22 protein-coding genes and 1 pseudogene are annotated in these 26,160 nt (G+C 41.9%); 13 read left to right on the forward strand and 10 right to left on the reverse strand.

Annotated features, from left to right (window positions below):
- The first annotated feature begins 353 nt into the window (after nt 1-353).
- The 5 genes from pipX to AACU33_RS06005 all read left to right on the forward strand — a co-directional run bounded on the left by pipX (nt 354) and on the right by AACU33_RS06005 (nt 6,072).
- Nucleotides 354-632 carry a transcriptional coactivator PipX gene (gene pipX, locus AACU33_RS05985; RefSeq protein WP_096587509.1) on the forward strand — a complete coding sequence of 93 codons (279 nt, stop codon included), beginning with the start codon at nt 354-356 and terminating at the stop codon, nt 630-632.
- Nucleotides 629-1,297, forward strand: a complete 669-nt coding sequence (locus AACU33_RS05990; protein WP_096587510.1) for a YggS family pyridoxal phosphate-dependent enzyme — start codon at nt 629-631, stop codon at nt 1,295-1,297. Before pipX ends, AACU33_RS05990 begins: the two co-directional genes overlap by 4 nt.
- Before the next feature lie 361 nt (nt 1,298-1,658).
- A complete protein-coding gene (locus tag AACU33_RS05995; protein ID WP_096587512.1) occupies nt 1,659-2,252 on the forward strand; it encodes a cell division protein SepF in 594 nt (197 codons plus the stop codon).
- A gap of 167 nt (nt 2,253-2,419) precedes the next feature.
- A complete protein-coding gene (proC, locus tag AACU33_RS06000; RefSeq protein ID WP_096587514.1) occupies nt 2,420-3,241 on the forward strand; it encodes a pyrroline-5-carboxylate reductase in 822 nt (273 codons plus the stop codon).
- A 158-nt stretch (nt 3,242-3,399) separates the two neighbouring features.
- Complete coding sequence (locus AACU33_RS06005; protein ID WP_096587515.1) at nt 3,400-6,072, forward strand: DEAD/DEAH box helicase; 2,673 nt, start codon at nt 3,400-3,402, stop codon at nt 6,070-6,072.
- A 5-nt stretch (nt 6,073-6,077) separates the two neighbouring features.
- Here AACU33_RS06005 and AACU33_RS06010 read toward each other — a convergent pair whose 3' ends face one another.
- The 4 genes from AACU33_RS06010 to AACU33_RS06025 all read right to left on the reverse strand — a co-directional run bounded on the left by AACU33_RS06010 (nt 6,078) and on the right by AACU33_RS06025 (nt 10,095).
- Complete coding sequence (locus AACU33_RS06010) at nt 6,078-7,898, reverse strand: PAS domain-containing sensor histidine kinase (RefSeq protein WP_096587517.1); 1,821 nt, start codon at nt 7,896-7,898, stop codon at nt 6,078-6,080.
- A 23-nt stretch (nt 7,899-7,921) separates the two neighbouring features.
- On the reverse strand, nt 7,922-8,353 hold the full coding sequence (locus AACU33_RS06015; protein ID WP_096587518.1) for an arsenate reductase ArsC: 432 nt from the start codon (nt 8,351-8,353) through the stop codon (nt 7,922-7,924).
- Between the two features lie 228 nt (nt 8,354-8,581).
- Nucleotides 8,582-8,908 (reverse strand): ATP-dependent DNA helicase, encoded by a 327-nt coding sequence (locus AACU33_RS06020; RefSeq protein WP_096587520.1) that lies wholly within the window; start codon nt 8,906-8,908, stop codon nt 8,582-8,584.
- A gap of 440 nt (nt 8,909-9,348) precedes the next feature.
- Nucleotides 9,349-10,095 carry a rubrerythrin family protein gene (locus tag AACU33_RS06025; RefSeq protein WP_096587521.1) on the reverse strand — a complete coding sequence of 249 codons (747 nt, stop codon included), beginning with the start codon at nt 10,093-10,095 and terminating at the stop codon, nt 9,349-9,351.
- Nucleotides 10,096-10,215: 120 nt separating this feature from the next.
- Between AACU33_RS06025 and AACU33_RS06030 the strand changes: the two genes are divergently transcribed.
- Entirely contained in the window at nt 10,216-10,788 is a 573-nt protein-coding gene (locus AACU33_RS06030) for a thermonuclease family protein (protein ID WP_096595156.1), read from the forward strand.
- Between the two features lie 37 nt (nt 10,789-10,825).
- Here AACU33_RS06030 and AACU33_RS06035 read toward each other — a convergent pair whose 3' ends face one another.
- The 3 genes and pseudogenes from AACU33_RS06035 to pdxA form a co-directional block, all read right to left on the reverse strand.
- Nucleotides 10,826-12,595: a tetratricopeptide repeat protein gene (locus AACU33_RS06035; RefSeq protein ID WP_096587523.1), complete on the reverse strand. Its 1,770-nt coding sequence runs from the start codon at nt 12,593-12,595 to the stop codon at nt 10,826-10,828.
- Nucleotides 12,592-13,917, reverse strand: a pseudogene (locus AACU33_RS06040) (ATP-binding protein). Before AACU33_RS06040 ends, AACU33_RS06035 begins: the two are co-directional and overlap by 4 nt.
- Nucleotides 13,918-14,147: 230 nt before the next feature.
- Nucleotides 14,148-15,251, reverse strand: coding sequence for a 4-hydroxythreonine-4-phosphate dehydrogenase PdxA (gene pdxA / locus AACU33_RS06045; RefSeq protein WP_096587525.1), 1,104 nt, complete (start codon nt 15,249-15,251; stop codon nt 14,148-14,150).
- Between the two features lie 370 nt (nt 15,252-15,621).
- Here pdxA and petM point away from each other — a divergent pair, with 370 nt between their 5' ends.
- From petM to AACU33_RS06075, 6 genes are all read left to right on the forward strand, one after another.
- Entirely contained in the window at nt 15,622-15,726 is a 105-nt protein-coding gene (gene petM / locus AACU33_RS06050) for a cytochrome b6-f complex subunit PetM (RefSeq protein ID WP_096587527.1), read from the forward strand.
- Between the two features lie 194 nt (nt 15,727-15,920).
- The gene (locus AACU33_RS06055; RefSeq protein ID WP_096587528.1) at nt 15,921-16,940 is read left to right on the forward strand and encodes an SDR family oxidoreductase; all 1,020 of its coding nucleotides are present in this window, start codon (nt 15,921-15,923) and stop codon (nt 16,938-16,940) included.
- A gap of 94 nt (nt 16,941-17,034) precedes the next feature.
- The gene (locus AACU33_RS06060) at nt 17,035-17,952 is read left to right on the forward strand and encodes an NAD(+) kinase (protein WP_096595157.1); all 918 of its coding nucleotides are present in this window, start codon (nt 17,035-17,037) and stop codon (nt 17,950-17,952) included.
- Nucleotides 17,953-18,223: 271 nt separating this feature from the next.
- Nucleotides 18,224-18,910, forward strand: a complete 687-nt coding sequence (gene nblR / locus AACU33_RS06065; protein ID WP_096587530.1) for a response regulator transcription factor NblR — start codon at nt 18,224-18,226, stop codon at nt 18,908-18,910.
- A gap of 203 nt (nt 18,911-19,113) precedes the next feature.
- Nucleotides 19,114-19,620, forward strand: coding sequence for a DUF192 domain-containing protein (locus AACU33_RS06070; protein ID WP_096587531.1), 507 nt, complete (start codon nt 19,114-19,116; stop codon nt 19,618-19,620).
- Nucleotides 19,621-20,132: 512 nt separating this feature from the next.
- Entirely contained in the window at nt 20,133-20,360 is a 228-nt protein-coding gene (locus tag AACU33_RS06075; RefSeq protein WP_096587533.1) for a DUF2949 domain-containing protein, read from the forward strand.
- Between the two features lie 515 nt (nt 20,361-20,875).
- On the opposite strand, the gene AACU33_RS06080 is transcribed toward AACU33_RS06075, so the two are convergent.
- From AACU33_RS06080 to lpdA, 3 genes are all read right to left on the reverse strand, one after another.
- Entirely contained in the window at nt 20,876-21,124 is a 249-nt protein-coding gene (locus AACU33_RS06080; RefSeq protein ID WP_086765908.1) for a DUF5340 domain-containing protein, read from the reverse strand.
- Between the two features lie 113 nt (nt 21,125-21,237).
- Nucleotides 21,238-22,128 (reverse strand): indole-3-glycerol phosphate synthase TrpC, encoded by an 891-nt coding sequence (gene trpC, locus AACU33_RS06085; protein WP_096587534.1) that lies wholly within the window; start codon nt 22,126-22,128, stop codon nt 21,238-21,240.
- Nucleotides 22,129-22,280: 152 nt separating this feature from the next.
- On the reverse strand, nt 22,281-23,711 hold the full coding sequence (gene lpdA, locus AACU33_RS06090) for a dihydrolipoyl dehydrogenase (RefSeq protein WP_096587536.1): 1,431 nt from the start codon (nt 23,709-23,711) through the stop codon (nt 22,281-22,283).
- Between the two features lie 362 nt (nt 23,712-24,073).
- Between lpdA and AACU33_RS06095 the strand changes: the two genes are divergently transcribed.
- Nucleotides 24,074-25,849 carry an SWIM zinc finger family protein gene (locus AACU33_RS06095; RefSeq protein ID WP_339375792.1) on the forward strand — a complete coding sequence of 592 codons (1,776 nt, stop codon included), beginning with the start codon at nt 24,074-24,076 and terminating at the stop codon, nt 25,847-25,849.
- The last annotated feature ends 311 nt before the right edge of the window (nt 25,850-26,160 follow it).

Consider the following 26,160-nt stretch of genomic DNA (forward strand, 5'->3'; position numbering starts at 1 on the left):
CATAGAAAGAGGTTTATGCTAGCAAAAGTTTAAGGGCTGACTTTTACCTTGAGGAACTCCGCACGGCGCATCCCCTGGACTTTCTAAACGGTAAATAAGATAGTAGAGGCTTTATTGAGCTTTTTCCTGCATAGTACCTGAGTGCAAGTTCCAAAAGACCAAATCGTCACTAGTCGCATCATCTCTCCATGAGTAACTAGATCGAGGGCTTGACAGCTGCCGTTACACAGCAAAACTTATTGAATTTCGCATAAATTTGCACAAATATTCTGACGAAAGGGAGTTATCATCGTCAGAATGTTGGTACTAAAACTGCGAAAAGATATATTACAGACGCTTACCTTGATTATTAAATGAATCCAGAAAACGCAGAAACTTACATTAATCATCCAACTTGGGGCTTACTTTACAGGATCTGTATGGTTGACGAGACCCAGGATCTTTTCACTACACTTTATGCCCAACGCTTATTTTTTTTGGTAACAAATGATATCAAAGGTATAAAATTTCAACCCATAGGTCGTACTGAAGCGAGAATGATGTTGGAAAATCGCTTGCGTACTCTGCGTCGCACAGGGCATTCCCAGGAGTACGATCAGCTTCAGAGTGTTTTCCAACGCACCTTCCAATGAGTAGTTCGATTAGCGAACGTATCGATCAAATTCGCTCCTCCCTCCCATCTTCAGTTCGTCTGATTGCAGTTAGCAAAACGGTTCCTGCGGAAATCATGCGCTGTGCGTATGCCGCAGGAATACGTGATTTTGGCGAAAGCCGGATTCAAGAAGCTGCTAGCAAACAAGCCGAGTTAAAAGACTTATCAGATATTACCTGGCACTTTATTGGACATTTACAAAGCAATAAAGCCAAAAAAGCCCTAGAGCAATTTCAATGGATTCACTCCGTAGATAATTTGCAACTGGCACAGCGCTTAAATAACTTAGCGCCACAGTTAGGAGTGATTCCTCAAGTTTGCCTACAAGTCAAGATTCTCCCCGATCCCAACAAGTCTGGTTGGACTGTGCCTCAGCTGTTAGCTGATTTACCTGCGATCGCTCAATATAAAAATTTACAAATTCAAGGTTTGATGACAATTCCGCCTTTAGGATTAACTAGGGCGGAAATTTTTGATGTATTTAAAGCTACGTGTAACCTAGCAAAAACCATTAGAGAACAAAACTGGTCGCACCTCAAAATGCAGCACTTGTCAATGGGGATGTCAGGTGACTACGAAATAGCCGTAGAAGCAGGTACAACTATGGTAAGGTTAGGAACCATCTTGTTCGGGGATCGCCCTTAGAACAATACTCAATAGCTTGTGGTCTTTGTATCATAAGCTTTCTTCTTCTTTTGAGAATATCTCTCAAACTAATTATTGCAATAGGTAACAAAATATATAGATTTGCCAAAATCAATACTCAAAAAAATAGAACCACTGGATGTGACATTCGGAGAGGCAGTAGTATATAATCTTGACTCATTATCGCTGCTAGGTAATGTTCAGATAGCGTCAAAAGCGTCTGTTCCTCACTTAAACCAGTAATAGAAACTACAGCTAGTAATAGAATTGCTGAATAAATCCCTTGTGTAGCGATAAAAGTCGGCTACACTGATTTATCGCCAGGTAAACATAAAAGTAATTGGCACCAGGAGCGAACAAAATGAACAATATATTTTCTAAACTTAGAGACTTCGTTGGACTCAATGAGCAGGTAGAATACGAGTACTACGAAGAAGAACCAGAAGCCGAGAGCTACCAAAATCTCTATCAAGAAGAGAACATCCAACCAGCGCCGCCAGAGCCTGCTACACAGAATCGACGTTGGCGGGAACCCATGCCTACAATGGGTAATGATGTAGCAACAGGGTCAAAGTCAATGGGGAATGTGATCGGTATGCCAGGAGCAATTAACGGAATTTCTGAAGTATTAGTACTTGAGCCACGCACCTTTGAAGAAATGCCTCAGGCAATTCAAGCTTTGCGCGAGCGCAAGTCTGTAGTATTAAATTTAACTATTATGGACCCCGATCAAGCTCAACGGGCAGTAGATTTTGTCGCAGGTGGTACATACGCATTAGATGGACATCAAGAGCGCATTGGCGAAAGCATCTTTTTGTTTACACCCAGCTGCGTGCAAGTTAGCACCCACGGCGGAGTTATTCATGAAGTACCACAACCACCAGCACGTCCTTCCCGTACCCCCGGTGCAACTCCAACTTGGAGTCCCGAAGTTAACCGGATGGCAGCACAATGAAGTTAAATTAGTCATTAGTCAATAGTCCAAAGTCCAAAGTCAACAGTCCAAAGTTATTAATTTTGACATTTGACTCTTGAACACCACTAGCTCTAATTGGAGAAACCCCAAAATAGCAGTGGCTCCCTTTGACCATTGACTGTTGACCATTGACTAATTGCTAATTAATGACTACTAAATTTGGCTTAATCGGTGGTGGGGTAATGGGAGAAGCGCTGTTATCCCGCCTTATTGCGCGTAGAATTTATCAACCATCAGAAGTTTTAGTCAGCGAACCGCAGCCCTCGCGCCAAAATTTTTTAAGGCAACAATATGACGTCAACGTGACTACTGATAATCGCCTAATTTTGGCGGAAAGTAGAGAAGTTGTATTGTTAGCAGTGAAACCCCAGGTATTTAGTGCGATCGCTCAAGAACTGGCAGAGATAATTGAATTGACAGTTCAAGAAAACTCACCCTTAGTCATCTCTATTTTGGCAGGTGTAACTTTAAGCCAGCTAGAAGCAGCGTTTCCACAGTTACCAGTCATTAGAGCTATGCCCAATACTCCCGCCACAGTAGGCGCAGGAATTACGGCAATTTGCTTAGGTGCATACACTAATAGCAAACACTACCAAATAGCACAGCAAATTTTTTCCGCAGTCGGGGAAGTCGTAGAAGTAGCAGAAACTCTCATGGACGCAGTGACAGGACTATCCGGTAGCGGGCCTGCTTATGTAGCGCTGATGGTAGAAGCACTGGCCGATGGGGGAGTAGCCGCAGGTTTACCTAGATCTGTAGCCAACCAATTAGCCCTGCAAACCGTATTAGGAACAGCCACGCTACTACATGAGAGCAAAATGCACCCAGCAGAACTGAAAGACCGCGTCACCAGCCCAGGAGGGACGACAATTGCTGGTATTACCCAACTAGAAAAAGCCGCATTTCGCTCCGCTTTAATTCAAGCAGTCAAAGCCGCCACAGAGCGATCGCAAGAATTGGGTAAATAGTTATTTGTCATTTGTGAAAAACTAATGCCCAATGACGCCAGTTCGCTCAAGTCGGGAAACCCGCCCACGCGACTGACTCCCCAATGCCCCATGCCCAATGACAAAGTTGACAATATAGCCGTTAATATAGTAAACAGTCTGGTTGCAAATGTGATTGAGTGAATTATCCCGCACCATCTCCAGAACTTGACCTCAGGTCAATATTCCCGTTTAATCTGGATCGATTTCAAGAAGACGCGATCGCCTCCCTCAATGCTGGGCGATCTGTAGTTGTATGTGCGCCCACAGGTTCGGGCAAAACATTAGTTGGCGAATACGCGATTTATCGTGCCCTAGCGCGAGGAAAACGTGTTTTCTACACCACTCCGTTGAAAGCGCTGTCAAATCAAAAATTACGTGACTTTCGCGAGAAATTCGGCTTCGATCTCGTCGGACTGTTAACTGGAGATGCCTCCATTAATAGAGATGCACCGATTATCGTCATGACCACAGAAATTTTTCGCAATATGCTCTATGGCACACCCATAGGGCAAATCGGTATTTCTTTGGTAGATGTAGAAGCGGTGGTACTAGATGAATGCCACTACATGAACGATCGCCAACGGGGAACCGTTTGGGAAGAATCTATTATCTATTGCCCGCGTGAAGTTCAATTAGTAGCCCTTTCCGCCACAGTAGCCAATAGCGATCAACTTACCGATTGGCTAAATCGCGTTCACGGCCCAACTGACCTGATTTACTCCGATTTTCGCCCTGTACCCCTAGAATTTCACTTTTGCAATCCTAAAGGGCTGTTTCCTCTACTAAACGACAGTAAAAACAAAATCAATCCTCGCCTAGCTAACAGAGGCAAAAGAAGACAAGGAGATAAAGGCAAGGGTGGTAGACCAGAAGCTCCTGGCATAATTTATACCTTGAGCCAGCTACAGCAACGGGATATGTTACCCGCGATTTACTTTATCTTTAGCCGCCGAGGATGTGATAAAGCGGTAGCAGAGGTAGGCGATCTATGGCTAGTAAATAATGATGAATCCCAGGTATTACGCCGCCAAATAGATGACTTTTTAACCCGTAATCCCGAAGCCGGACGTTCTGGACAAATTGCCCCCCTCTACCGAGGAATTGCTGCCCACCATGCCGGAATTTTACCTGCGTGGAAAGTCTTAGTAGAAGAACTATTTCAACAGGGGCTAATTAAGGTAGTCTTTGCCACCGAAACCCTAGCCGCAGGAATTAATATGCCTGCCCGCACAACTGTCATATCTACCCTTTCTAAGCGTACCGACACCGGACACCGCCTCCTGAACGCCTCGGAATTCTTGCAAATGGCAGGACGGGCTGGCCGTCGAGGCATGGATTTACAAGGTCATGTCGTGACAGTACAAACTCCTTTTGAAGGGTCTAAAGAAGCAGCATATTTGGCAACATCTAAACCCGACCCCTTAGTGAGCCAGTTTACCCCCAGTTACGGGATGGTACTGAACCTGCTCCAAACCCATACCTTAGAGGAAACTAGAGAGTTAATCGAACGCAGTTTTGGGCAGTACATGGCCACCATGCATTTACGGCCAAATTACGAAGAGATTGCCGAACTCCAAGCCCAATTAGAGCAACTTCAGGAGCAAATTGACGCAGTTGATGAAAATGAACTAGCTGTTTATGAGAAATTGCGACAACGCCTGAAAGTTGAACGCCAATTATTGAAAACTCTGCAACATCAAGCCCAAGAAGACCGCAAAGAGCAAATAGGAATGCTGTTAGGCTTTGCTGTAGCAGGAACACTGTTGAGTCTCAAGGGTAAAAATATCACAGTCCCTTCACCAATAGCGGCAGTGTTAATTGGGAAAAGCCCTCATTCTGAGCAATCACCTTGCCTGGTATGTTTGGGACGCGATAATCGCTGGTATGTAGCCACAACTGACGATATAGTCGATTTGTATGCGGAACTACCACGAATTGATGTACCGCCTGAAATAATTCCACCACCCGATCTGGTTTTTAAACCAGGACAGATTCGTCGTGGTGACGAACAAACAGCAACCATTGCCCAGCAGATTCCCGAATCAGGGGAGTCTCTATATATGGCTCCGGAGGTAGCAGAACAGCTCAGTCGGATGACTGCTGTACAAGAGCAATTAGAAGCTCATCCAATTCATAAATCGGGCAATGCCGCCGCTATTTTCAAACGTAAGGCACGTTACGTTGAATTAGAAGCCGAACTTCAACTGTTGCAAGAACACGTAGAGCAACAATCCCAACATCATTGGGAAGAGTTTCTCAATTTAATTGAAATTTTGCAGCACTTTGGTTGTTTAGATAACTTAGTACCAACAGCATTAGGACAAGTTGCCGCAGCTATCCGCGGAGAAAATGAATTATGGCTGGGTTTAGTACTTGCCAGTGGTGAATTGAACAATTTAGATCCGCACCACTTAGCAGCAGCAGTTGCAGCTTTGGTGACAGAAACTCCGCGTCCAGATAGCAAAGTGCGTTTCGATTTGAGCAATCAAGTTGTAGATGCTTTGGCAAAATTGCGAGGAATTCGTCGCCAAATGTTCCAAATGCAACGACGGTATAATGTAGCGCTGCCTATCTGGTTAGAGTTTGAGTTAATTGCTCTGGTGGAACAGTGGGCGCTGGGAGTTGAGTGGACAGAACTATGTGAAAATACCACTTTAGATGAAGGCGATGTGGTGAGAATATTACGCCGGACGTTGGATTTATTATCTCAAATCCCTCACGTTCCGAATTTGCCGGATTCTTTGCAACGTAATGCCTATCGCGCTATACAGTTAATTGATAGATTCCCAGTGAATGAAGTAGTGGAATAAATTGGCTAAATTTTTGTTTTTATCTGTTGTTGGGGAATGACGATCGCAAATTCTGTATGGCCTGGAGTGGAGTAACATTCTATTTGCCCTTGATGTCTTTCAACAATAATTTGGTAACTAATAGACAAGCCTAAACCCGTGCCTTTACCAATACTTTTGGTAGTAAAGAAAGGGTCAAACAAACGATTACAAACTGCTTCGCTTATACCAGGGCCATTATCTATAATCCGAATCACAATGGAAGATTCAGAGTTAGTGCTATGGGGTTCTTCTGCACTCTCAATTCTTGTCTCTCCCTGCCTAAATTCAGTACAGATGGTAATCTGGCTGGGATTTTCTATGATTTCCTGTGGCGATCGCTTTTGATCGTACTCTTCTAAAGCGTCTATAGCATTAACAATAATGTTCATAAACACTTGGTTAAGTTGTCCTGCATAACACTCTACTAAGGGTAGCTTGCCGTATTCTTTGATGACTTGAATCTGTGAATTCCCGGTTTTAGGTTTGAGGCGATTTTGTAGAATCATCAAAGTACTATCTATACCATCGTGAATATTTACCTCTTTAACTTCAGCTTCATCTAACCGCGAGAAAGTACGAAGAGATAAAACAATTTCCCGAATACGATTAGCACCAACCTTCATCGAAGATAAAAGCCTAGGTAAATCTTCGATAATAAATTCGATATCTATATGCTCAATTTCTGCTTGCAGTGTAGAGGAAGAGATAGGATAATGCTGCTGATAGCACTGCAATAAATATAGTAAATCTTCAACATATTCAGTAGCAGGAGTAATGTTGCCATAGATGAAGTTAACTGGATTATTAATTTCATGAGCAACGCCAGCTACAAGTTGACCTAGGCTAGACATTTTTTCGCTTTGAATCAGTTGGCTTTGGGTTTGCTGCAATTGCTTTAAAGTCTGTTCTAGTTTTTCTTTTTCTTGACTCAAAGCAATAGTGCGTTGCTGCACCCTAGTTTCTAATTCTTGTTTTGCTTGTTCTAACCTACTTAAAGCTTCTTGCAAAGAGAGTTCTGTTTGTTTGCGTTGCGCAGCTTGCCGATAGGCATCGCTAATATCAATAATAAAACCTAGTAGTTGTGTTACCTTACCTTGAGAACGCACAACATTCACAATATCTTTTACCCAAACCCACCTGCCATCAGCAGTCAATAACCGATACTCAACTATATAATCATCTTGTGCTTGGGAGATGGCTTCGTGGTATTCAATAACCCTGGGTAAATCTTCTGGATAAATGTGTGAGTGCCAAAATTCTGGTTGATACCAATCTTCTAAATCATAACCAAACAAATCTATTACTTGTGGCCCTACATAAGTAAACTGGTGAGTAATAGCCTCTGCTTCCCAAGGTACTAATTTAACACTCTCTACTAATCGCTTTAACCGCTGCCGAGTTTGCTCTAAATCTTGTTCAGTATACTTACGTAAAGTAATATCATTAGCCATGACAGCGTATTGGCTAGTTATACCTTCTGCATTGTGGATAGGTTGCCCATCTACTAATAACCAATGCTCTTTTTCCTGAGGTGAAAAATAAGAAAGCTCAAACTTAAAGCTTTCTCCTTTTAATAGTTGTTCGCGGATATAAGCTTGTTGAATATTGATGGGAGCGTTAGAAGTAAGTACAGAAAAAAATTTTTTCCCGATTAACATTTCAGCAGTAATACCTGCACGTTTAGCTAATGCTTCATTTACCCATTGAATACGTCCAGATCTATCCGTCAATGCCATCAATAAATCCGCACGATTTGCTAAGGCAGTAAACATAGTTAAGGGTAAATCAAGTGAATTAACTATCATGCTCATAACTCCTGTGACCAGAATTAAAGAGCATCACGTCTCCCCGCTACATAAGCTAAAAGCAGCCTACTAATATCATCACGAACCTGACGAAATACTTGCAGCTTTTCAGTTTCAGTTCCTACCGCTTCAGCTGGATCGGGAAAACTAAAATGATGACGTTTAATTGATGAAGGTAATGTAGGGCAACTTTGATCTGCATGATCGCACACTGTAATTACCGTATCAATTTTATGGTCAAGGAACTGGCTGATATGCTTACAAGAGTTTGTCGAAATGTCTATACCTATCTCTTGCATCACCTTAATAGCTAAAGGATGCACCTCTTTGGCTGGATTCATTCCTGCACTTTGGGTTGTGAATAAATCATCAGCTAATTCCCTCAAAAACCCTTCTGCCATTTGGCTACGACAGGAATTACCAGTACAAAGAATTAAGAGAGTCGGTAGTTCCATCTTAATATATGTAGTTATAAATATTCACCAAAATCTTAACTTTACAAACTACGTTTGCCGTCAGAGAAAATACACAAACTTATGGGTGGAATCATCAGCAGCAGAAATTAACTCCTGGTTAAGGATTTGATAGTTGCGATCGCAGTATTTTTACGCTGTTGAATAATACAAAAAGAGGAGGCTAGAAACCCCCTCCTGTTTTGAGATTTTAGATGTTACTTACAGCTATTAATAGCGATCGCGATACTCACGACGCTCCTCTAGCCGATGTTGGCGTTCGCGTTCTTCTTGAACTCTGCGTTGACGCTCAATTGCTAACCGACGTTGGCGTTCGCGTTCTTCTTGAACTCTGCGTTGACGCTCAACTTCCAAGCGATGTTGGCGATCGCGCTCAAGTTGCAATCTATATTGGCGATCGCGTTCTAGTTGTTGTTCGCGCCAATCATGTCTCTGATTCCCTCCAAGAATGACTTGGATTTGAGCAGAGGCTGGTTGTGCTAAAGCACTAGAGGCTAGCACAACTCCTAATAAGCAAGATGAAAGAATTCTTTTCATAAAGACAATCCTTGTATGGAATATATTGATAGAAATGGAAGAAAAAGAAGCCACTTTCAAGTAGCTTCTAAGAGCATAAGGAACGGTAAAAGTAATTGCTGGGTAACTTATCTGTTGCTGTGATCCGGCTAGCTATTGTCGCGAAGAGAATTAAGCAGATAACACCTTTAGCTTTGACCAAGCCAATTGACTGTTACTATTTATTTATGACTCTTATTAGTTAGTAACGGCTTCAATTTCCAATGGTAGATGCAAGTTATATTAAAGCTCTTTTGCGAAAAAATTAATTCAGACAAAAGTCATGAATAAAGTCATGACTTTTGTCATAAACACTATCTAACTAAAGAGACTGGAAGAACAACAAAAAGACAAGAAATAATTTTGAAATAAACTTATCTCTAGGTTAACTTCTGCTATCTGCTTTATTTGCAAAAGCAAAGTTAAGCAACTATCAACTCAGAATCGGTTTCTGAGGGCGCACCATCTTGGACTAGAGAACGAGTTTCGCCGTTGCGTTGGAGAATACCACCAACCATTGCTAATAAGGCGTTTACTTTGCGGGTACGCCACTCATCGACTAATTTCTGGACTTGGTTAGCAGACATTCTTCTTGTCATTGCTTCGTAGAGATAAGCCGCATGGCCAGTTTCATCTTGGGCGATGCTTAACATCCCGATTTTGAGGTTGCGAGATTTTGGATCTGCATCAGGTAAGACATTAGCCATCCGGGCAAAGTCTTTGCTGGCATCTAATTCTAAAATGTAGGTGCTAGCCATAAATACATCCCAGTCAATAACAGCAGGTTTTAGCTGTTCTAGAGTGTAGCCTTCATAGAATGCGCTAAAGAAAGGACTGCGTTGTTGCTGTGATTTATTCTCAGATTTGCTTGGCGGTTGACTCTTGAAATCTATGACTTGTTTATTTAGCTGTTTTAAGGCGTGGGCAAAAATTTGACCGTGTCTTGTTTCATCTGCTGCGTGTTTTGCTAATTTTTCTGCTAGCCAGGTATCGCCTTCAGCTGCGGCGCGATCGCTTAATGTAGAGAGAAAGGGAACAGAACCTGATTCGGCTAATTGAAATCTGGCGAGAACGTCGGGGCGAGTTTTAGAGTCCCGGATCTGGGCGGCTGAGTAATAAGCAATAGCACCCGAACCAGCTAAATGCATGAGGTAAGTCAAGAAGTTCATGGGAGATTCCCGCTGTTGGAAGGTTACTTTTCTTATACTAATGCTGCAAAATCAAGGAAATCTCTAGATGCTGTAGCATTTTGCTAGTATCATCCTCCAGAGGGAATTTGGTGCATGGGAATGCGGAAGTTACAGAAACTAGCGCTGATTTGGCTATGTGCAGGAATTATTATTTTGGGTTTGATGGGATGCGATCGCCTTCCGTTTTTCGCTCCTTCTGGAGATGTGGTTGAGCGTGTCAGTGATGGTGATACCTTAGCAGTGAAAGATCCTAACGGTAACAAATTCAGCGTCCGCTTTGCTTGCATGGATGCACCGGAAGTACCACATACCAATAAAGAAAAACAAAGTAAACGCGCTAGCGATCGCAATCAATTTACTTGGGGTGCGAAAGCGCAAGAACGGGTGCAGGAGTTGGTAAAACAAGGAGGCGATCGCGTAAATTTAACTATTACCGATAGCGATCGCTATGGCAGAAAAATTGCAGAAGTTCGCTTAAAAGATGGTACTTTTGTTCAACAAATCTTATTAAGAGAAGGACTAGCAAAAGTGTATCGTCCTTATTTAAATAAATGTCCTAGTAAAGAGTTAGTGCAACAAGCCGAAGCCGAAGCGCAGCAACAAAAGCGTGGGATTTGGGGCGATGCTAAGTTTGTCAATCCTTGGGAGTATCGGAGTTTAAGTAAGCTGTAATTTCTAATTCAGAAATTCATTTCAAAAATAGGGTGAGCTATGCTTGAATCAATGCTTGAAAGCGCTCATCATTCCAAATGCTGTCAAAATCAGAGTCAGTTTTTGCCAATCCCTTGTACTTTTCAGGATTTAGATTAATTGCTTGTTGTAGATTTTCTAATGCCTGCTCAATATTACCTTGAAGGGCATAACAGCAAGCTTTGTTGTACCAAGTATTAGGGTCATCAGGTTGAATTTCTAAAGCTTTTTCATGAGATGCAAGTGCTTCTTCATAACGCCCCAAATTTTGCAATATGTAGCCACGAGTTCCCCAAGCATTGAAGTTATCAGGTTGAATTGTTAGTGCTTTGTCAAAGCATACGATCGCATCTTCAAAGCGTCCTAAAGCAGACAGCGCATTGCCTTTGTTGTTCCAAGCTTCGTGTTTATCAGGTTTAATTTTAATCGCTTGTTCGTAGGCGGCGATCGCATCTTCAAAGCGTCCTAAATCATCCAGCGCATTGCCTTTGTTGTACCAAGCTTCGTGTAAATCAGGTTTAATTTTAATCGCTTGTTCGTAGGCGGCGATCGCATCTTCAAAGCGTCCTAAATCATCCAGCGCATTGCCTTTGTTGTACCAAGCTTCGTGATAATCAGGTTTAATTTTAATCACTTGTTCGTAGGCGGCGATCGCATCTTCCTTGCGTCCTAAAGCAGACAGCGCATTGCCTTTGTTGTACCAAGCTTCGTGATAATCAGGTTTAATTTTAATCGCTTGTTCGTAGGCGGCGATCGCATCTTCCTTGCGTCCTAAAGCAGACAGCGCATTGCCTTTGTTGTACCAAGCTTCGTGTAAATCAGGTTTAATTTTAATCGCTTGTTCGTAGGCGGCGATCGCATCTTCCTTGCGTCCTAAAGCAGACAGCGCATTGCCTTTGTTGTACCAAGCTTCGTGTAAATCAGGTTTAATTTTAATCGCTTGTTCGTAGGCGGCGATCGCATCTTCCTTGCGTCCTAAAGCAGACAGCGCATAGCCTTTGTTGTACCAAGCTTCGTGATAATCAGGTTTAATTTTAATCGCTTGTTCGTAGGCGGCGATCGCTGCTTCGTATTCTTTTACTGTATACAGCAAATTTCCCAGTTCAAATTGTAAACTTACCTTATTATCTTCTGTCTGATGTTTTTCTGCCAACAAGTCTTGCATTTCTAAGACTTTTTCAATTTTCTGTTCTTGGCTAAGTTTTAGATATTCCTCATAGTCTCCCTCTAATATCAACCGAGTTGATTCTTGTTCTACTAATTCTGGTGTAGTTGGTAATTCAAATACTCCAGAACGCCAATCAAAAAAATCTGGGGCGCGGTGGATAAAATATTTGATTGAAAATGACCGCAAAAGAAAAACAAAGCGAAATGCAAAATCATCTCTAAACCTTTCTCGCTGTTGGTTTAAGTGATTTAAAATATGCGGCACGCTGGTTAAATTACGAAATTGTCCTTCAGTGATTTCCCCAAAAGTTCTTTTTTCATACTTATATAAAGAATATTCCAGACCTTTAATTAATAAAATATCAACTTGCTTGTCTTTAACAAATTCAGCCACTCGCTGATATAAATTATCAATCGCTTCAACTAAGCGCAAAACTTCTATATGCTTCTGGGGAATATCCTGTGGAAGTTTAGCAATTAATCGGTCTGATTCCACAGGTGTACATTGCACAAAAAACAAGCCAAAGCCTGATTTCCGCTTCAGGGCGCGAACTAAGTCTTGATATACTTCTTCTGGTTCTGGGGGTAAATCATTATCCCAATCATCTACATTTGGGTTCATGCAAGTTTCGCTACAGCTTCTTTAAATTCGGCAATTCCTGCAATTAATGGATGAATATCATACCAGCGTTGCATCTCTCCCTTTTCATCCAAATATTTATATTCTAAAAGACAGCGATTATACATCAAATTTCGATACTGGTCATCACCAGGAAGTTTTTTAGAACGGGACACCTCAGCTAAAAGATTCCATTGCGAGTTTTCTACAGTGCGGCGATAAGTATCTCTTGCTTGAGTAATTGCTCGTAGCACTGCTTTTTCTGTAATTGGTAACTCTTCAGTACGTCCAATAGCATCTTGAGTTAACAATAGCAAATTCCTCACATGACCTCCACTCATCAAACAAAGTTTTTCTAAAGTGTTAGGACTATCAAAAATGTCCTTTTCTAGTGATAACTCTGGTGCAATTTGCCGAACTCGCTTGCTAATTACTTCTTTAACTTTCTTCAGTCCAGGCTGGTAAATTTCTCCATCGGGAGTTTTCACCATAATCATCGGTAAAATTAAGCATTCACCATAAATATCCCGAAGATCTGTGCCGCGTTTAGAATACAGTAAGGAAATAGGTGCAGTGTAAATTAAATGGCAATCTAACCCTTTTATTTGTCCGCTGCGATCTACAAAAACTTCCTCATGATTAGACCTATCTCCTTCCTTAACTAACACCATCCGGTCTAAGTTATCCACAATTACAGCCAGTTTAGTACAGCCATTAGGTAAATTCTTTTTAGCATCTGTAAGAAATTCATTCAACACCTGAATTAGAGTTACAGTGTGAGGATTAATTTTGTTGCGAATCTGTTGACGTAACTAGGGAACGGCTCTTAAATTTGCGGTTAGCTTGGCAAATTGAGCAATTTGCGCTTCTACTGTTAGCTTCTCAAACTCTATGGGAGTCTGTGCCAAATCTTTCAACTCTCCCCAAAGGTTTTTTAACCAGTTGAGTATAGGACGAGGATTGGCAATTTCTTTTAAATCTTTCAGTAAGCGGCGGGTACAGGCGAGGAGAATATCTGTATATTGAGCATCTTCGGAGTCAATATCTTCTTCATCAGCTGCAAAATACACAACATAGAATTGTCGATTTTCTAAATACTTCTTTAACCTGAGTAACTCTGTAGATTTCCCCGCACCCCGATGTCCAGAATATAATTGGCAAGTATTAGTATTTGCCAGTCGCATCCGATTTCCCAACTCTTGCAAAATATCCGCATCTCCGCGCACATCCTGACAATCTACATACCTGGTGTCATCGGCAGGTAAGGGTTCAAAGGGGTTAAAAGCATTGTAGAGGTCGGTAAGTAAGTCGGTACTATTAACCATAAGTAATAAATATTGCAATTTTGCCTATTATACTGACAGTAATAGCCGCTAATACTCATTAATGAAGCTTAAATACTTGTTAATGGGGTTTTAAAGCTCATTAACCAAGCTCAACTACTCATTAATGGAGTTCTGAGGCTCATTAACCAAGCTCAACTACTCATTAACGGAGTTCTGAGGCTCGTTAACCAAGCTCAACTACTCATTAACTCGGATATTGAAGTCATTATTTAGTTTGACGGGTTGTTCAACTTTGTAATTAGCCTTTGACTCACCAACTCAGCCGCCAACTCAATTGCTGCTTCCATACTCGTAGCATCAGCAATTCCCTTACCCGCAATATCAAAAGCTGTCCCATGATCCGGTGAAGTTCTGACAAAAGGCAAACCTATCGTAGTATTAACTGCTCGGTCAAATGCCATCAACTTTACAGGTATTAAGCCTTGGTCGTGATAAAGTGCCAGATAGCCATCCGCTGGGTTTTGAATATGAGTATTACCATACCAAGCTTGACCCGGTTTAACCCACATCGTATCTGGTGGTATTGGCCCCTCTAGTTGTAAATTGGGGCGATTATGGCGTTCTTGTTCTAACCAGGGAATTAACCAATCTATTTCTTCGGTTCCTAGTTGTCCCTGTTCGCCACTGTGGGGATTTAAACCCGCGATCGCAATTTTCGCTTTTTCTATGCCAAAATCTTTTTCTAAACACTCCACCAACAAATCCAGCTTTTTGGTGAGTAACTGTGGTGTTAAGGTATCAGCTACTTGACGCAAAGGTATATGTGTAGTCGCCAGCAAAGTGCGGAGTGTCCAACCAGTGTAAGGCGATCGCGCCACAAATAACATCCCAAAGCGCTCAACACCAGATTTTTCTGCTAAAAGTTCTGTTTGCCCTGGATAATTGTACCCCGCAGCTTTCCAAGCCGATTTAGCGATCGGGGCAGTGACGATACCATCAAATTTACCAGCTAGTGTTTGGGCGATCGCATATTCCATATAAGCAAAACTAGCCGCACCACTCGCCTGATTACCTGTGCCAATAATAATTTCATCTTTAATTTCCCTAGGCAATGGCACATCAATCACTGACAATTCAGCTGGATTTGCCAAGAAACTGACATTATCATTAGAAGTCAATTTTGTATGAGTCTGGATTAATAAATCTAAATTCCCTACCACTGTCACATCAAAATTTTGACTCACATCCGGATCTGCCAAAGCTTTTAAAATCACCTCTGGCCCAATTCCCGCCGGATCTCCTAATGTCAGCGCCAAGCGTGGGCGATTTTGTGAAGCTGAATTTACTATCGGGTTTTGATTAACTTGATACATATAATTACTTCATAATTTTGTTGCAGCTTTTGCCCTGTAACCCTTTCCCCATCTACCAATAGTAGGGTTTGACCGCCAAACTGGTTTAAAATTATTTACACTGGTCTAATACAAAAGTCGCTGTTATCAAGCTTCTGGTAGACCTAGTTTACCTGAACTGCCTCTGGCACTTGGTGAACGTACAACTAAAATACTTGGGTTTTGGGATTGGCAAATATGAGATTAGAGCAGTTAAGTCTAGTCTAATTAAGCAAATCAAAAACCAGGTAAGCTAAAGGGCAACCTTTAGAATCCGCCGTTAGCCATCAAGACAAACAGGTTTAACGGCGATAGGTATCAAGTAAACCATTCGCTAAGGAGAATCACACCAATGGGTGGCGAAATTTTAAATACAGCTCTGTTGGCCTTCAGTTTAATCTTCGTGGGTTGGGCCATAGGCGCTTTGTTACTGAAAATTCAGGGTGTAGAAGAATAATTCTTCCAGCGAACCGATTTTCAGAAACCAGAGGCTTTCATCTCTCTGGAGAAATAGCTTGTCCGGTTTTCGGACAAAGCTTTTTTTACACCTAGCGAGTTGTGTCAATTATAAAAATAATTGTAAACTTTTGTTTAGTTGGCGATTCTGTTAAAATTTCTTTCATATAAATTTAAAAAATTGTTACAACCCTCATGACATTATTAATCGTCGGTGCCACTGGCACCTTAGGAAGACAAGTGGCTCGTCGTGCTATCGATGAGGGGTATAAGGTACGCTGTCTTGTCCGGAGTACCAAAAAAGCTGCTTTTCTCAAAGAATGGGGTGCAGAACTCGTATCAGGAGATTTATGTTATCCCCAAACCCTTCCCAGTGCCCTCGAAGGTGTAACGGCAATCATTGATGCGGCCACATCTCGTCCCACAGATTCACTGAGTATCAAACAAGTCGATTGGGATGGCAAGGTAGCATTGATCCAAGCAGCGAAGGCGGCGGGTGTAGAGCGTTTTATCTTCTTTTCTATACTGGAAGCCGATAAATACCCAGAAGTACCCTTAATGGAAATTAAGCGGTGTACAGAACTATTTCTCGCTGAGTCTGGCTTGAATTATACCATCTTACGTCTAGCTGGCTTTCTCCAAGGGTTAATTGGTCAATACGGAATTCCAATTTTAGAAAACCAGCCAGTTTGGGTAACTGGAGAGTCTTCTCCGGTGGCGTACATGGATACCCAAGATATTGCTAAGTTTGCGATTCGGGCGTTGAGCGTACCGGAAACAGAGAAACAAACGTTTCCTGTAGTAGGTACTCGTGCTTGGAGTGCAGAAGAAATCATTAGTGTGTGCGAACGCCTCTCTGGTAAAGAAGCCAGAGTGACACGAATGCCGCTAAATTTACTGCGTACTGTGCAGCGTTTTCTCCGGTTTTTCCAATGGGGATGGAATGTCGCAGACAGACTAGCATTTACAGAAGTTCTAGCCAGTGGTAAACCCTTAAATGCCCCAATGGATGACGTATACCAAGTCTTTGGTTTAGATCCGCAACAAACCACTACTCTAGAAAGCTATCTGCAAGAGTATTTCAGCCGAATTATGAAAAAGCTGAAAGAGCTAGACTATGAGAAAAATAAAGCTAAAAAACAGAAGTCTAAAAAAACACCGTTTAAACAGCCTTCAAAAATTAATGGTCAAGAGTCAAGGGTAAATGGTCAATAGTCATTGGTCATAAGTCATTTGACTTTGGACTTTTGCCCAAAATGTGTAACGATTAGCATAATATAGAGCGTCGCCTTAACTTGGATATTTGAATGTGCCGAAAGCAGGCATTATCTACAATGACCTTAAACCGATAGCAAGTCGCGTTGCTATCGAACTAAAAGACAAGCTAACCGCTGCCGGTTGGAATGTATGCATCACAACTAGTATTGGTGGGATATTGGGCTACTCTAATCCAGAGAGTCCTGTATGCCACACCCCAATTGATGGGCTGACGCCACCTGGGTTTGACTCAGAGATGGAATTTGCCGTGGTTTTAGGGGGAGACGGCACTGTTTTAGCAGCGTCTCGTCAAGTAGCTCCCTACGGTATTCCACTGTTAACAGTGAATACCGGTCACATGGGGTTTTTAACGGAAGCTTATCTCAATCAACTGCCTCAAGCGATGGAGCAGGTGATGGCGGGTGAGTATGAAATTGAAGAACGAGCTATGCTCACCGTCAAAGTGCTGCGGGGAGAAACAGTGCTTTGGGAAGCACTCTGTCTCAATGAAATGGTGTTGCATCGCGAGCCATTGACCTCTATGTGCCATTTTGAAATTGCCGTAGGGCGTCACGCACCAGTTGATATTGCTGCGGATGGTGTGATTGTTTCCACACCAACTGGTTCAACAGCTTACTCCTTAAGTGCTGGTGGCCCAGTTGTCACTCCAGGTATACCTGCTTTGCAACTAGTGCCTATTTGTCCTCATTCCTTGGCTTCTAGAGCATTAGTGTTTCCGGATACCGAGCCAGTAAACATTTACCCAGTCAATATTCCGCGGCTGGTGATGGTAGTAGATGGTAATGGGGGGTGTTATGTGCTTTCAGAGGATCGGGTATATTTAGAGCGATCGCAATATAGTGCCAGGTTTATTCGCCTGCAACCACCAGAATTCTTTCGGATTTTGCGAGAAAAATTAGGCTGGGGTCTGCCCCATATTGCCAAACCCACTTCGGTAGAATTACCTTAGACAGTCATATAGTTCAAAATTTTGACTTTTGATTGTTTTGGTACTTTCCTTCCAGATCTGGATGATGCGTGGTGAATTATGAATGATGAAATTACCCTATAGGTAAATCCTGGGGCTGAGAATCAGAATTATTCGCTATATTGTCTTTGATAGATATATCAACTGTAACAAGTGCGGAAATCACTATCTTTCTTTCTGAATTCTTATACTAGGGGCTTGTATTGAAATTATTGTGAATTCATAATTCATAATTCAACATCGCAATCTAGATATGACAAATGCTCAAAGTCCTTGTGTTTTGGTAATTGAAACCGATGAAAGCCTAGCCAATCAGCTTTCCTTCGATTTGCAAGAGGCTGGCTATGAATCTATTTTGGCTCATGATGCCAGCAGCGGTTTACAATACAGTCGCGATCGCCAACCTGCTTTAATTGTTCTAGACAGAATGCTGGCAGGCGAATCAGGACTCTCATTGTGCAAAAATCTGAGAAATGCTGGTATGCGCTCTCCGGTACTCGTACTGATGGCGCGGGATACAGTTGACGACCGCGTAGCTTGTTTAGAAGCTGGAGCTGATGACTATATTCTCAAGCCCTATCGCTCAGAAGACTTTTTAAAGTTGATTCGTCTCTACTTAAAACCCGATATCGATACCACAGAACAATTACGTTTTGGAGATTTGGTTTTAGATATAGGTACTCGTCGTGCTATACATAACGGACGGGTAATTGACTTAACCATGAAGGAATTTGAACTTTTAAAATTCTTAATGGAACATCCTCGCGAAGTTTTAACCCGCGAACAAATTCTCGAAAATGTTTGGGGTTACGACTTTATGGGTGAATCAAACGTCATTGAAGTATACATTCGCTATTTGCGTCTCAAAATTGAAGACGAAGGTCAAAAGCGTCTGATTCAAACAGTAAGAGGCGTAGGTTACGTTTTAAGAGAATCCTAGAAGCAAATGTCAGGAGTAAACAAGACTATCGAGCAGTTATTTGACAATCCCACCCTTCAAAAGGTGGGATTCTTAGTTCAATTAAGTGCAGATCGTTAAACCTAGATACAAAACTAATTCTCAATCCAAAATCTCAAATTGTATGCGCTTTCTTGTTGAATATTTTGTAGAATCGATATCTAAATCACAAAATTGGAGCTTTTATGTTGCGTGGACTAAGTTTGTTTTCAATATTACTGAGTGTTTTGCTGATGGGCTGTTCTCCACCGACTACAGCTAAACCTCCCAACACAACTGACACTCAAACTCAATCACCAGTATCTGCTGGACAAAAATTACCTATTTCTGCCGTAGCTATTGTTCCCAATGGCACTAAGGTGCAGTTAGAAGTGGCACAGACCCCAAAACAGCAAGAAATCGGCTTAATGTATCGCACATCTTTGCCAGATAACCAGGGAATGATATTTAAGTTTCCTTCAGCACAACCAGTTCGGTTTTGGATGAAGAATACGCTTATACCACTGGATATGGTCTTTATACAGAACGGAGTAGTCAAATATATTCAAACTTCTGCACCTCCTTGCACCAAAGATCCTTGTCCTAGTTATGGCCCCAATACGCTTATTGACTCGGTTATTGAACTACGGTCGGGACGAGCTACTGAATTAGGTTTAAAGGTTGGGGATAGTATTAAAATTAATCCTCTATAGACCGTGTATTTACGTAAGAAAAAACTTATTTAGTTAATTTTTTAACTGATTTTAAAATCTTAATAAATAATGTAGATGTAAAAAAAATATCACGTGTTGAGGTATAATGTGCTATCACAAAGCAACTATTGAATATATAACCAATTATTGGAAGCTCTTCTGTCTCCACTGTAGAATCAGAGCTTGAAGGTTTATCCTCCAAAAATCTTCCTTTTGGTGTACGTGTAAATAGTCGCGAATAAGAGACTATAGGCTAAGGAATATTTGTTACCAGATGTGTAATTAACATAAGATACTACCTTTAGTAAAAATGAACCCAATTTCACCCGCAGATAGCGCTACTTGAATACCTATCAAGCAAGTAGCCCTAAAGTTGAATCTTTTCCTTTCCGCGATCGGGGCGATTTCTTTAAGGTAAATTTAGACAAAATTTGCTTTGGCATTTAAGTATTAATGCCATAGTGACAGATAAGATACTGGCTACTGGCTACTGAGAAATAGCGAACTGATATATGACAATACACTCTGCACCAGGAGGTGAGATACAAATGTCACCATCGAAGTATTCTCGACTTATTCATTTTTTGCAAGAAGATTTGGCAATTTCTACAGCCTCTTTGTCCGTGGCTTTGCGACATCGGGAGCAAGATCCAGGCCCTTTGCCGATGATTCTTTGGCAGTATGGTTTGATTACTCTCGATCAGCTAGAGCAAATTTATGATTGGTTGGAGACAGCATAGATATGAATAGCTGATGTAGGAGAGTGAGGGATGTCAAATCAATTATGGCTATTACAAAGGCTCTTAGATAAAGAAAAAGACTGTTACCCCCATCGTTTGTTTATATTCAAACTAAAAGAGCGAGTTTAATATCTAACTCGCTCTTTTGATTTATTTGTCAGTTAGATTTTTCAAATTTATAGAAGAAATTTATTATTATAGATTGACTAAATACTCTAGCCACTAAGGTGAAATTCCAGCAACCGTTCAAGCAACTTTATTCAGCTGTTGCATATACAAATAACATTATTAAAGCAGGTATAGTAACAATTTATTTAATCGAGAGGTAGCACATAATACTAGTTGTTAAAAATGGTTTCAACGACACAGAAAGCTTGCAGCACAAGTAGCGCTAAAACTAAGAAAAATACTTGTCAATAAAGCTGGAACCTGGTATCTGTCCTTGGCAACAAACACCCACGGTTCTGAGGGGAGGAACGAGGAGTTATCCTCAAACCCCACCCACTCTAGAGTTGTTATTCGGGAGCAACAGCTTTCTCAGCATGATGGTTGATAGACCAACGATGGTCAATCGCTACAGAAGAAAACTGGCAAATTTCTTCCAGGTGCTTTTGTTGGACAGCTGCTTTACGCAAAGTAATAATTAGCTGATTTACCTGATGCCGCAAATCCGGGTTTTGACTTACTGCTGACATCGTTTGTCTTTCTAAAAGTTGCAGTATAAGTTCGTAATGGATAGGTGAGGGCAGAGGAATTTGCTCCATGAAGTTAATTTGCTTTTTCAAATAGGGGATTTTGGGATCGGCCAAGGCTTTTTCTTACTAACTTAATTGTTACATAGGCAACCAGTATTTGCTAAACCCTGAGATAGAGTAGGCTATAAAGATTTGGCAAAGAGATTGATAATTGCTAACTCTGGATCTGGTTGCTTGACTAAAGACTCACCAATCAAGACTGCGGATGCGCCCGCTGTTGATACTAAAGTTAAATCATCTGGTTTATGTAATCCTGACTCACTCACAACCAAGATGTTCCGTTCTTGCAACTGCTGACCTCTTACTGCTAGCAGTTGACAAGTTGTTTGCAAGTCTACAGAAAAATCTTCTAAATTGCGATTATTAATTCCTACCAAAGTGACGCCATCTAAGGCTAACACACGGTCAAGTTCTTCTAAACTATGGACTTCAATTAAAGCTGCCATTTTAAGGGAATTGGCAATTTTGACGAAGTACTGCAAATCTCGATCGCTAAGTATAGCGGCAATCAATAAAACTGCATCTGCCCCCCGAATTCGTGCTAAGTACATTTGATAAGGATAGATGACAAAATCCTTACACAACAAGGGTAAATCTACGACAGTCCGAACCTTACTTAAATTGTCAAAGCTGCCTTGAAAGAATTTGCTATCTGTGAGTACGGAAAGACAACTAGCGCCACCTTGTTGATAAGAAAGAGCGATCGCAGTTGGGTCAAAATTTTCCCGTAAAACCCCTTTACTAGGTGAAGCTTTTTTTACCTCTGCAATTAACGCTGGTTTTGTCTTACCTTGCCTTAGCGCCCCAACAAAATCACGAGTTGGCGGTGCAGTAAGTACCTGCTTTTGTAATTCTCGCAAAGGCACTCTTTCCCGCATTTGCTCAACTTCTATTTCTTTTTGCCAGACAATTTCTTCCAAAATGTTATTCGGCTCTGTACCTGGCATAACAACCTGATAACTTAAATATGAAATAGCAATAGGTGTACTCGGCGAACGGCGACGGATTTGCATATTAGTCAAGGGTCAAGGGTCAGTGGTCATTAGTCATTGGTGAACCAGTGCGTTGCGGAGGTTCCCTCAGTTGTAGCAACTGGTGAACCCGAAGGGTCATTTGTCCCTGTTGATTAACCAAGGACAAATGACTAAAGACAAAGGACAAAAAACTAATGAGCGATCGCTCTTTTATAAGCTTCGTCCAGCACTTCTGATAGTGTAGGATGGGCGTGAACCAAATGAGCGAGGGTATTCACAGATTGGCGGTTAGCAATGGCTGCGGAGGCTTCGTGGATGAGATCTGAGGCGTGTAGGCCAAAGATGTGGACGCCTAAAACCTCTCCTGTATCTTTGCGATACACTACCTTAGCGATGCCGTCTGCTTCATTTTCTGCCAATGCTTTAGAATTACCTTTGAAATAACTCTTGCTAGTAGCTACTTCAAAACCTTCAGCTTGACCTAATTCTTTCGCTGCTGTTTCCGTTAAGCCGACATAGCTAACTTCTGGATGGGTAAACGCGGCTGCGGGGATGCTGCGATAATCTACTTCTCGCGGACGTCCAACGATATTTTCTACAGCAACGATACCTTGAGCCGAAGCAGCATGAGCTAGCATCATTTTGCCGTTAGCATCGCCAATTGCCCACAGATGCGGTACTACTTCCCCACCAGACAAAACTTCCATGCGGTCATTAACTGGGATGAAGTTCCGGCGGTCGAGTTCTACGCCTACAGATTCCAAACCGAGATTTTTTGTCGCTGGGATGCGTCCGGTAGCTACAAGACAAGCATCCACTTCAATGACATCTAAATCTTCTTTGGTTTTGAAATCTGCTAACTCAATGACTACAGGCGAACCAGGAATTACCCTTTTGGCGTATATCCCCACTTTGGTTTCAATATCGCGGGGAGTAATCAGCACCCGTTCGGCAAGTTTAGCAATATCGCGGTCAAATCCTGGCATTAGCTGATCTAGGGCTTCAATCATCGTGATTTCACAGCCCAAAGCTGAGTAAATATCAGAAAATTCTAAGCCGATGTAGCCACTGCCAATAATTGCTACCCAGTTAGGTAGCGATTCTAACTTCACTCCTTGGTCGCTGGTAAATACAGTTTTGCCATCTACTTCAATGCCTGGAGGAACAAAAGGCACTGAACCAGGGGAAAGAATGATGTCTTTAGCTGTGATGGTTTTTTCGCCACCATCGCCAGTAATACTGACTTTTTGGGTACCAGCTACTTTTCCCCAACCTTGAATAATATCAACTCCCAGACGCTTGAGGCTGTTGGTTAAATCGCCTTGGATTTTCGCGACGAGATTGGTAGCATGATTAGCGATCGCTTCTCTATCGAACTCCACACTACCAATTTGAATTCCCAACGACTTGAGGTGGTGGGCATTACGTAAGTCTCGCACACGTCCTGATGCCGCCAACAGCGCTTTCGAGGGAATACAGCCCCGGTTGACACAGGTTCCCCCCATATCAGCTGCTTCAATAATCGCTGTTTTTAAGCCGCAACTTACGGCGTGTAGGGCTGCTCCATGTCCACCTACACCAGCGCCTATAATCACTAAATCGTAATCGTATCCCTGACTCACGTTAGTTTCCCCGTGTGCTCCGCCTATTTATTCTCAACTTGACCAGCAATCAGTGCAACCCCCTTGAGGTTCGGGAGTTACTAATTCCCATTTTATGATTTACGCTAGCAGGCAAAGGGACTGAATATCTTCAGTATCATAATCAAACTTGTATACTCGCTGGATTTTATACTGAGATGGGCATGGGGCATTGGGCGTGGGGAGTGTGGGGAGCAAGGGAAGGGAGAGTAAGAGGATTAATGACAAATGAGTGTTGACTCTGGACTCTTGACAACCTTTGAGTTTCTTTGCAATGTATGAATTACTTAGCCAAGCAGGTTTAGAATCTTGGCACGCATAGGATTTCTGCAAGCGATCGCTCGATGTTAATTCCCAAGTTAAGTGAATTTACTATCCGCCGAAATGCTAACGCCAAATCTTTTCAACGAGGTGAGGCGTATTATGAAGCGGATGCGGTGATATCTCTCACCCAACGAGGTAATCTACTTCAGGCGGAAGTAGAAGGGAATGAAGTTCACCCTTATCAAGTCAGTCTCAGTTTTAATAGCGGGGGATTAACCTCAGTCAAATGCACTTGTCCTTATGAAGGCGATGGTTGGTGTAAACATATTGTGGCTACCATGCTGGTTTGTATGCGTCAGCCAGAAAGTATACAGGAGCGTCCCACTCTCGAACAACTCCTGAATCGCCTGAACGAGCAACAAACTCACAAGTTATTGCAACAGTTGGTAGCAGAATATCCCAGATTAATCGAGGCTATCGATCGCCATGTTAACTGGATTACATCTACTCCTGTTATACAGCCAAGCGCAAAAGCTTTAAATTCCTATACTATCGATCCAAAGCCTTTTGCCCAGAAAGTCCGCCAGATTCTTCGCAATGCAGTGCGCGCTTGGGAAGATGGTGATGATGATGACTGCGTAACTGAAGAATTGCTCAGTGTAGTGCAAACCGCGGTAGATTTGAGCGAACGGGGAGATGGAAAGAATGCGATCGCTATTTTAGAAGCGATTACCTCTAGTTGTGTAGAAAACTGGGATGATGTCGCCAACTACGGTGCTGATAACTATGAAATTGTCCAAGAATTGAATGCGGCTTGGTGTGAAGCAATTCTTACTACTGAACTTACCCCAGAAGAAAAAATTGATATCCAAGTCAATTTAGAAGCATGGCAAGATGAGTGGGATGCTGATTTTGAATTAGCTTCCGAAGCTTTGCGCCAAGGTTGGGATTATCCGCTACTGGTGCAAGTTCTTCAGGGTAATATCCCGGAAATGGGAGTTTGGGAAGAAGAAATACCCGATTACGCTGATGATTTAGCATTAATTCGCCTGAAAATTCTCGAACGTCAGGAACGCTACCAAGAATACTTGTATTTAGCAGCAGCCGAAGGACAAACCGAACAATATCTGACAATGCTAGGGCGTTTAGGCAGAGTAGACGAAGCAATGGTAGCCGCCCAAGCCCAGATGAATACAATGGAAGCAGCTTTTGCTTTAGCTAAAACTCTCAGCGAACAGGATTCATTGTCGGAAGCACTAGATATTGCCCAAATTGGTTTAAATTTACCAGGAAATTGTCAGTATGAACTCGGCATTTGGACAAGTAATTTAGCTCAAGAATTAGGCGATAGGGAAGCTGCTTTATCTGGACTCATTGTAGCTTTCCAAGTGCAGCCTTCCTTTGTTGATTATCAAAAGATAGCAGAATTAGCAGGAGAAAAATGGGAAAATATTAAATCAAATTTACTGCAAATTCTTCATAAATCTGGCGGTTGGGGAAACGAATCAGCCAAAGTAGATATTTTCTTATATGAAGGCTTGATTGACGATGCTATTAAAATTGTCGATGAACTCAGTTCTTACCATTCTGACTTAATTCAGCAAGTCATGGATGCTGCAATAGCCGTCAAACCTAGCTGGGTAATTGCTAACGCGCGTCGCCGTGCCGAATTTATTATGAATGCAGGGAAGGCAGAATATTATGATGAGGCAGTTCAGTGGTTAAAGAAAGCACGCGCAGCTTACTTGGAATCTGAAAGAAAAGCAGATTGGGATAACTATAAAGCTAAGTTAATACAGGAGCATGGGCGTAAGCGTAAATTGATGGGATTGTTTAAAGAAAAAGGCATAGAGTAAACATATTTCTTGATTAATATAATCACTTTATAAACCACTGAATTTCCCCACAAGCTAAACGATTCTCATAGTCTTCTAAATTGGGTGCATCCCAGTTTTTATAGACACCCACAACCTAGAAGCATGAGGCTATAAATATTGCATTTTAGTTGTGATTCTATGTTTATGATAATCCGCGCTCTGTAGGGTGGGCAATGCCAGCCCTTTCAACGCGAACAAATGAACTAGTAAGAGATAATTAATAAAAGCCTTACCCTGACTAATTTCTAAAGCATAAAGCCGTTTGCAGCAGACATGAAAGTGCATTGAAT

The sequence above is a fragment of the Calothrix sp. NIES-2098 genome, assembly GCF_963875125.1.
Lineage (GTDB): Bacteria > Cyanobacteriota > Cyanobacteriia > Cyanobacteriales > Nostocaceae > Aulosira.

Excerpts from the sequence above, each read along its gene's own strand:
- pipX (WP_096587509.1), top strand. The coding sequence starts at position 354 with ATGAATCCAGAAAACGCAGAAACTTACATTAATCATCCAACTTGGGGC.
- AACU33_RS05990 (WP_096587510.1), top strand. The coding sequence starts at position 629 with ATGAGTAGTTCGATTAGCGAACGTATCGATCAAATTCGCTCCTCCCTC.
- AACU33_RS05995 (WP_096587512.1), top strand. The coding sequence starts at position 1,659 with ATGAACAATATATTTTCTAAACTTAGAGACTTCGTTGGACTCAATGAG.
- proC (WP_096587514.1), top strand. The coding sequence starts at position 2,420 with ATGACTACTAAATTTGGCTTAATCGGTGGTGGGGTAATGGGAGAAGCG.
- AACU33_RS06010 (WP_096587517.1), bottom strand. The coding sequence starts at position 7,898 with ATGATAGTTAATTCACTTGATTTACCCTTAACTATGTTTACTGCCTTA.
- AACU33_RS06015 (WP_096587518.1), bottom strand. The coding sequence starts at position 8,353 with ATGGAACTACCGACTCTCTTAATTCTTTGTACTGGTAATTCCTGTCGT.
- AACU33_RS06020 (WP_096587520.1), bottom strand. The coding sequence starts at position 8,908 with ATGAAAAGAATTCTTTCATCTTGCTTATTAGGAGTTGTGCTAGCCTCT.
- AACU33_RS06025 (WP_096587521.1), bottom strand. The coding sequence starts at position 10,095 with ATGAACTTCTTGACTTACCTCATGCATTTAGCTGGTTCGGGTGCTATT.
- AACU33_RS06030 (WP_096595156.1), top strand. The coding sequence starts at position 10,216 with ATGCGGAAGTTACAGAAACTAGCGCTGATTTGGCTATGTGCAGGAATT.
- AACU33_RS06035 (WP_096587523.1), bottom strand. The coding sequence starts at position 12,595 with ATGAACCCAAATGTAGATGATTGGGATAATGATTTACCCCCAGAACCA.
- pdxA (WP_096587525.1), bottom strand. The coding sequence starts at position 15,251 with ATGTATCAAGTTAATCAAAACCCGATAGTAAATTCAGCTTCACAAAAT.
- petM (WP_096587527.1), top strand. The coding sequence starts at position 15,622 with ATGGGTGGCGAAATTTTAAATACAGCTCTGTTGGCCTTCAGTTTAATC.
- AACU33_RS06055 (WP_096587528.1), top strand. The coding sequence starts at position 15,921 with ATGACATTATTAATCGTCGGTGCCACTGGCACCTTAGGAAGACAAGTG.
- nblR (WP_096587530.1), top strand. The coding sequence starts at position 18,224 with ATGACAAATGCTCAAAGTCCTTGTGTTTTGGTAATTGAAACCGATGAA.
- AACU33_RS06070 (WP_096587531.1), top strand. The coding sequence starts at position 19,114 with ATGTTGCGTGGACTAAGTTTGTTTTCAATATTACTGAGTGTTTTGCTG.
- AACU33_RS06075 (WP_096587533.1), top strand. The coding sequence starts at position 20,133 with ATGACAATACACTCTGCACCAGGAGGTGAGATACAAATGTCACCATCG.
- AACU33_RS06080 (WP_086765908.1), bottom strand. The coding sequence starts at position 21,124 with ATGGAGCAAATTCCTCTGCCCTCACCTATCCATTACGAACTTATACTG.
- trpC (WP_096587534.1), bottom strand. The coding sequence starts at position 22,128 with ATGCAAATCCGTCGCCGTTCGCCGAGTACACCTATTGCTATTTCATAT.
- AACU33_RS06095 (WP_339375792.1), top strand. The coding sequence starts at position 24,074 with ATGTTAATTCCCAAGTTAAGTGAATTTACTATCCGCCGAAATGCTAAC.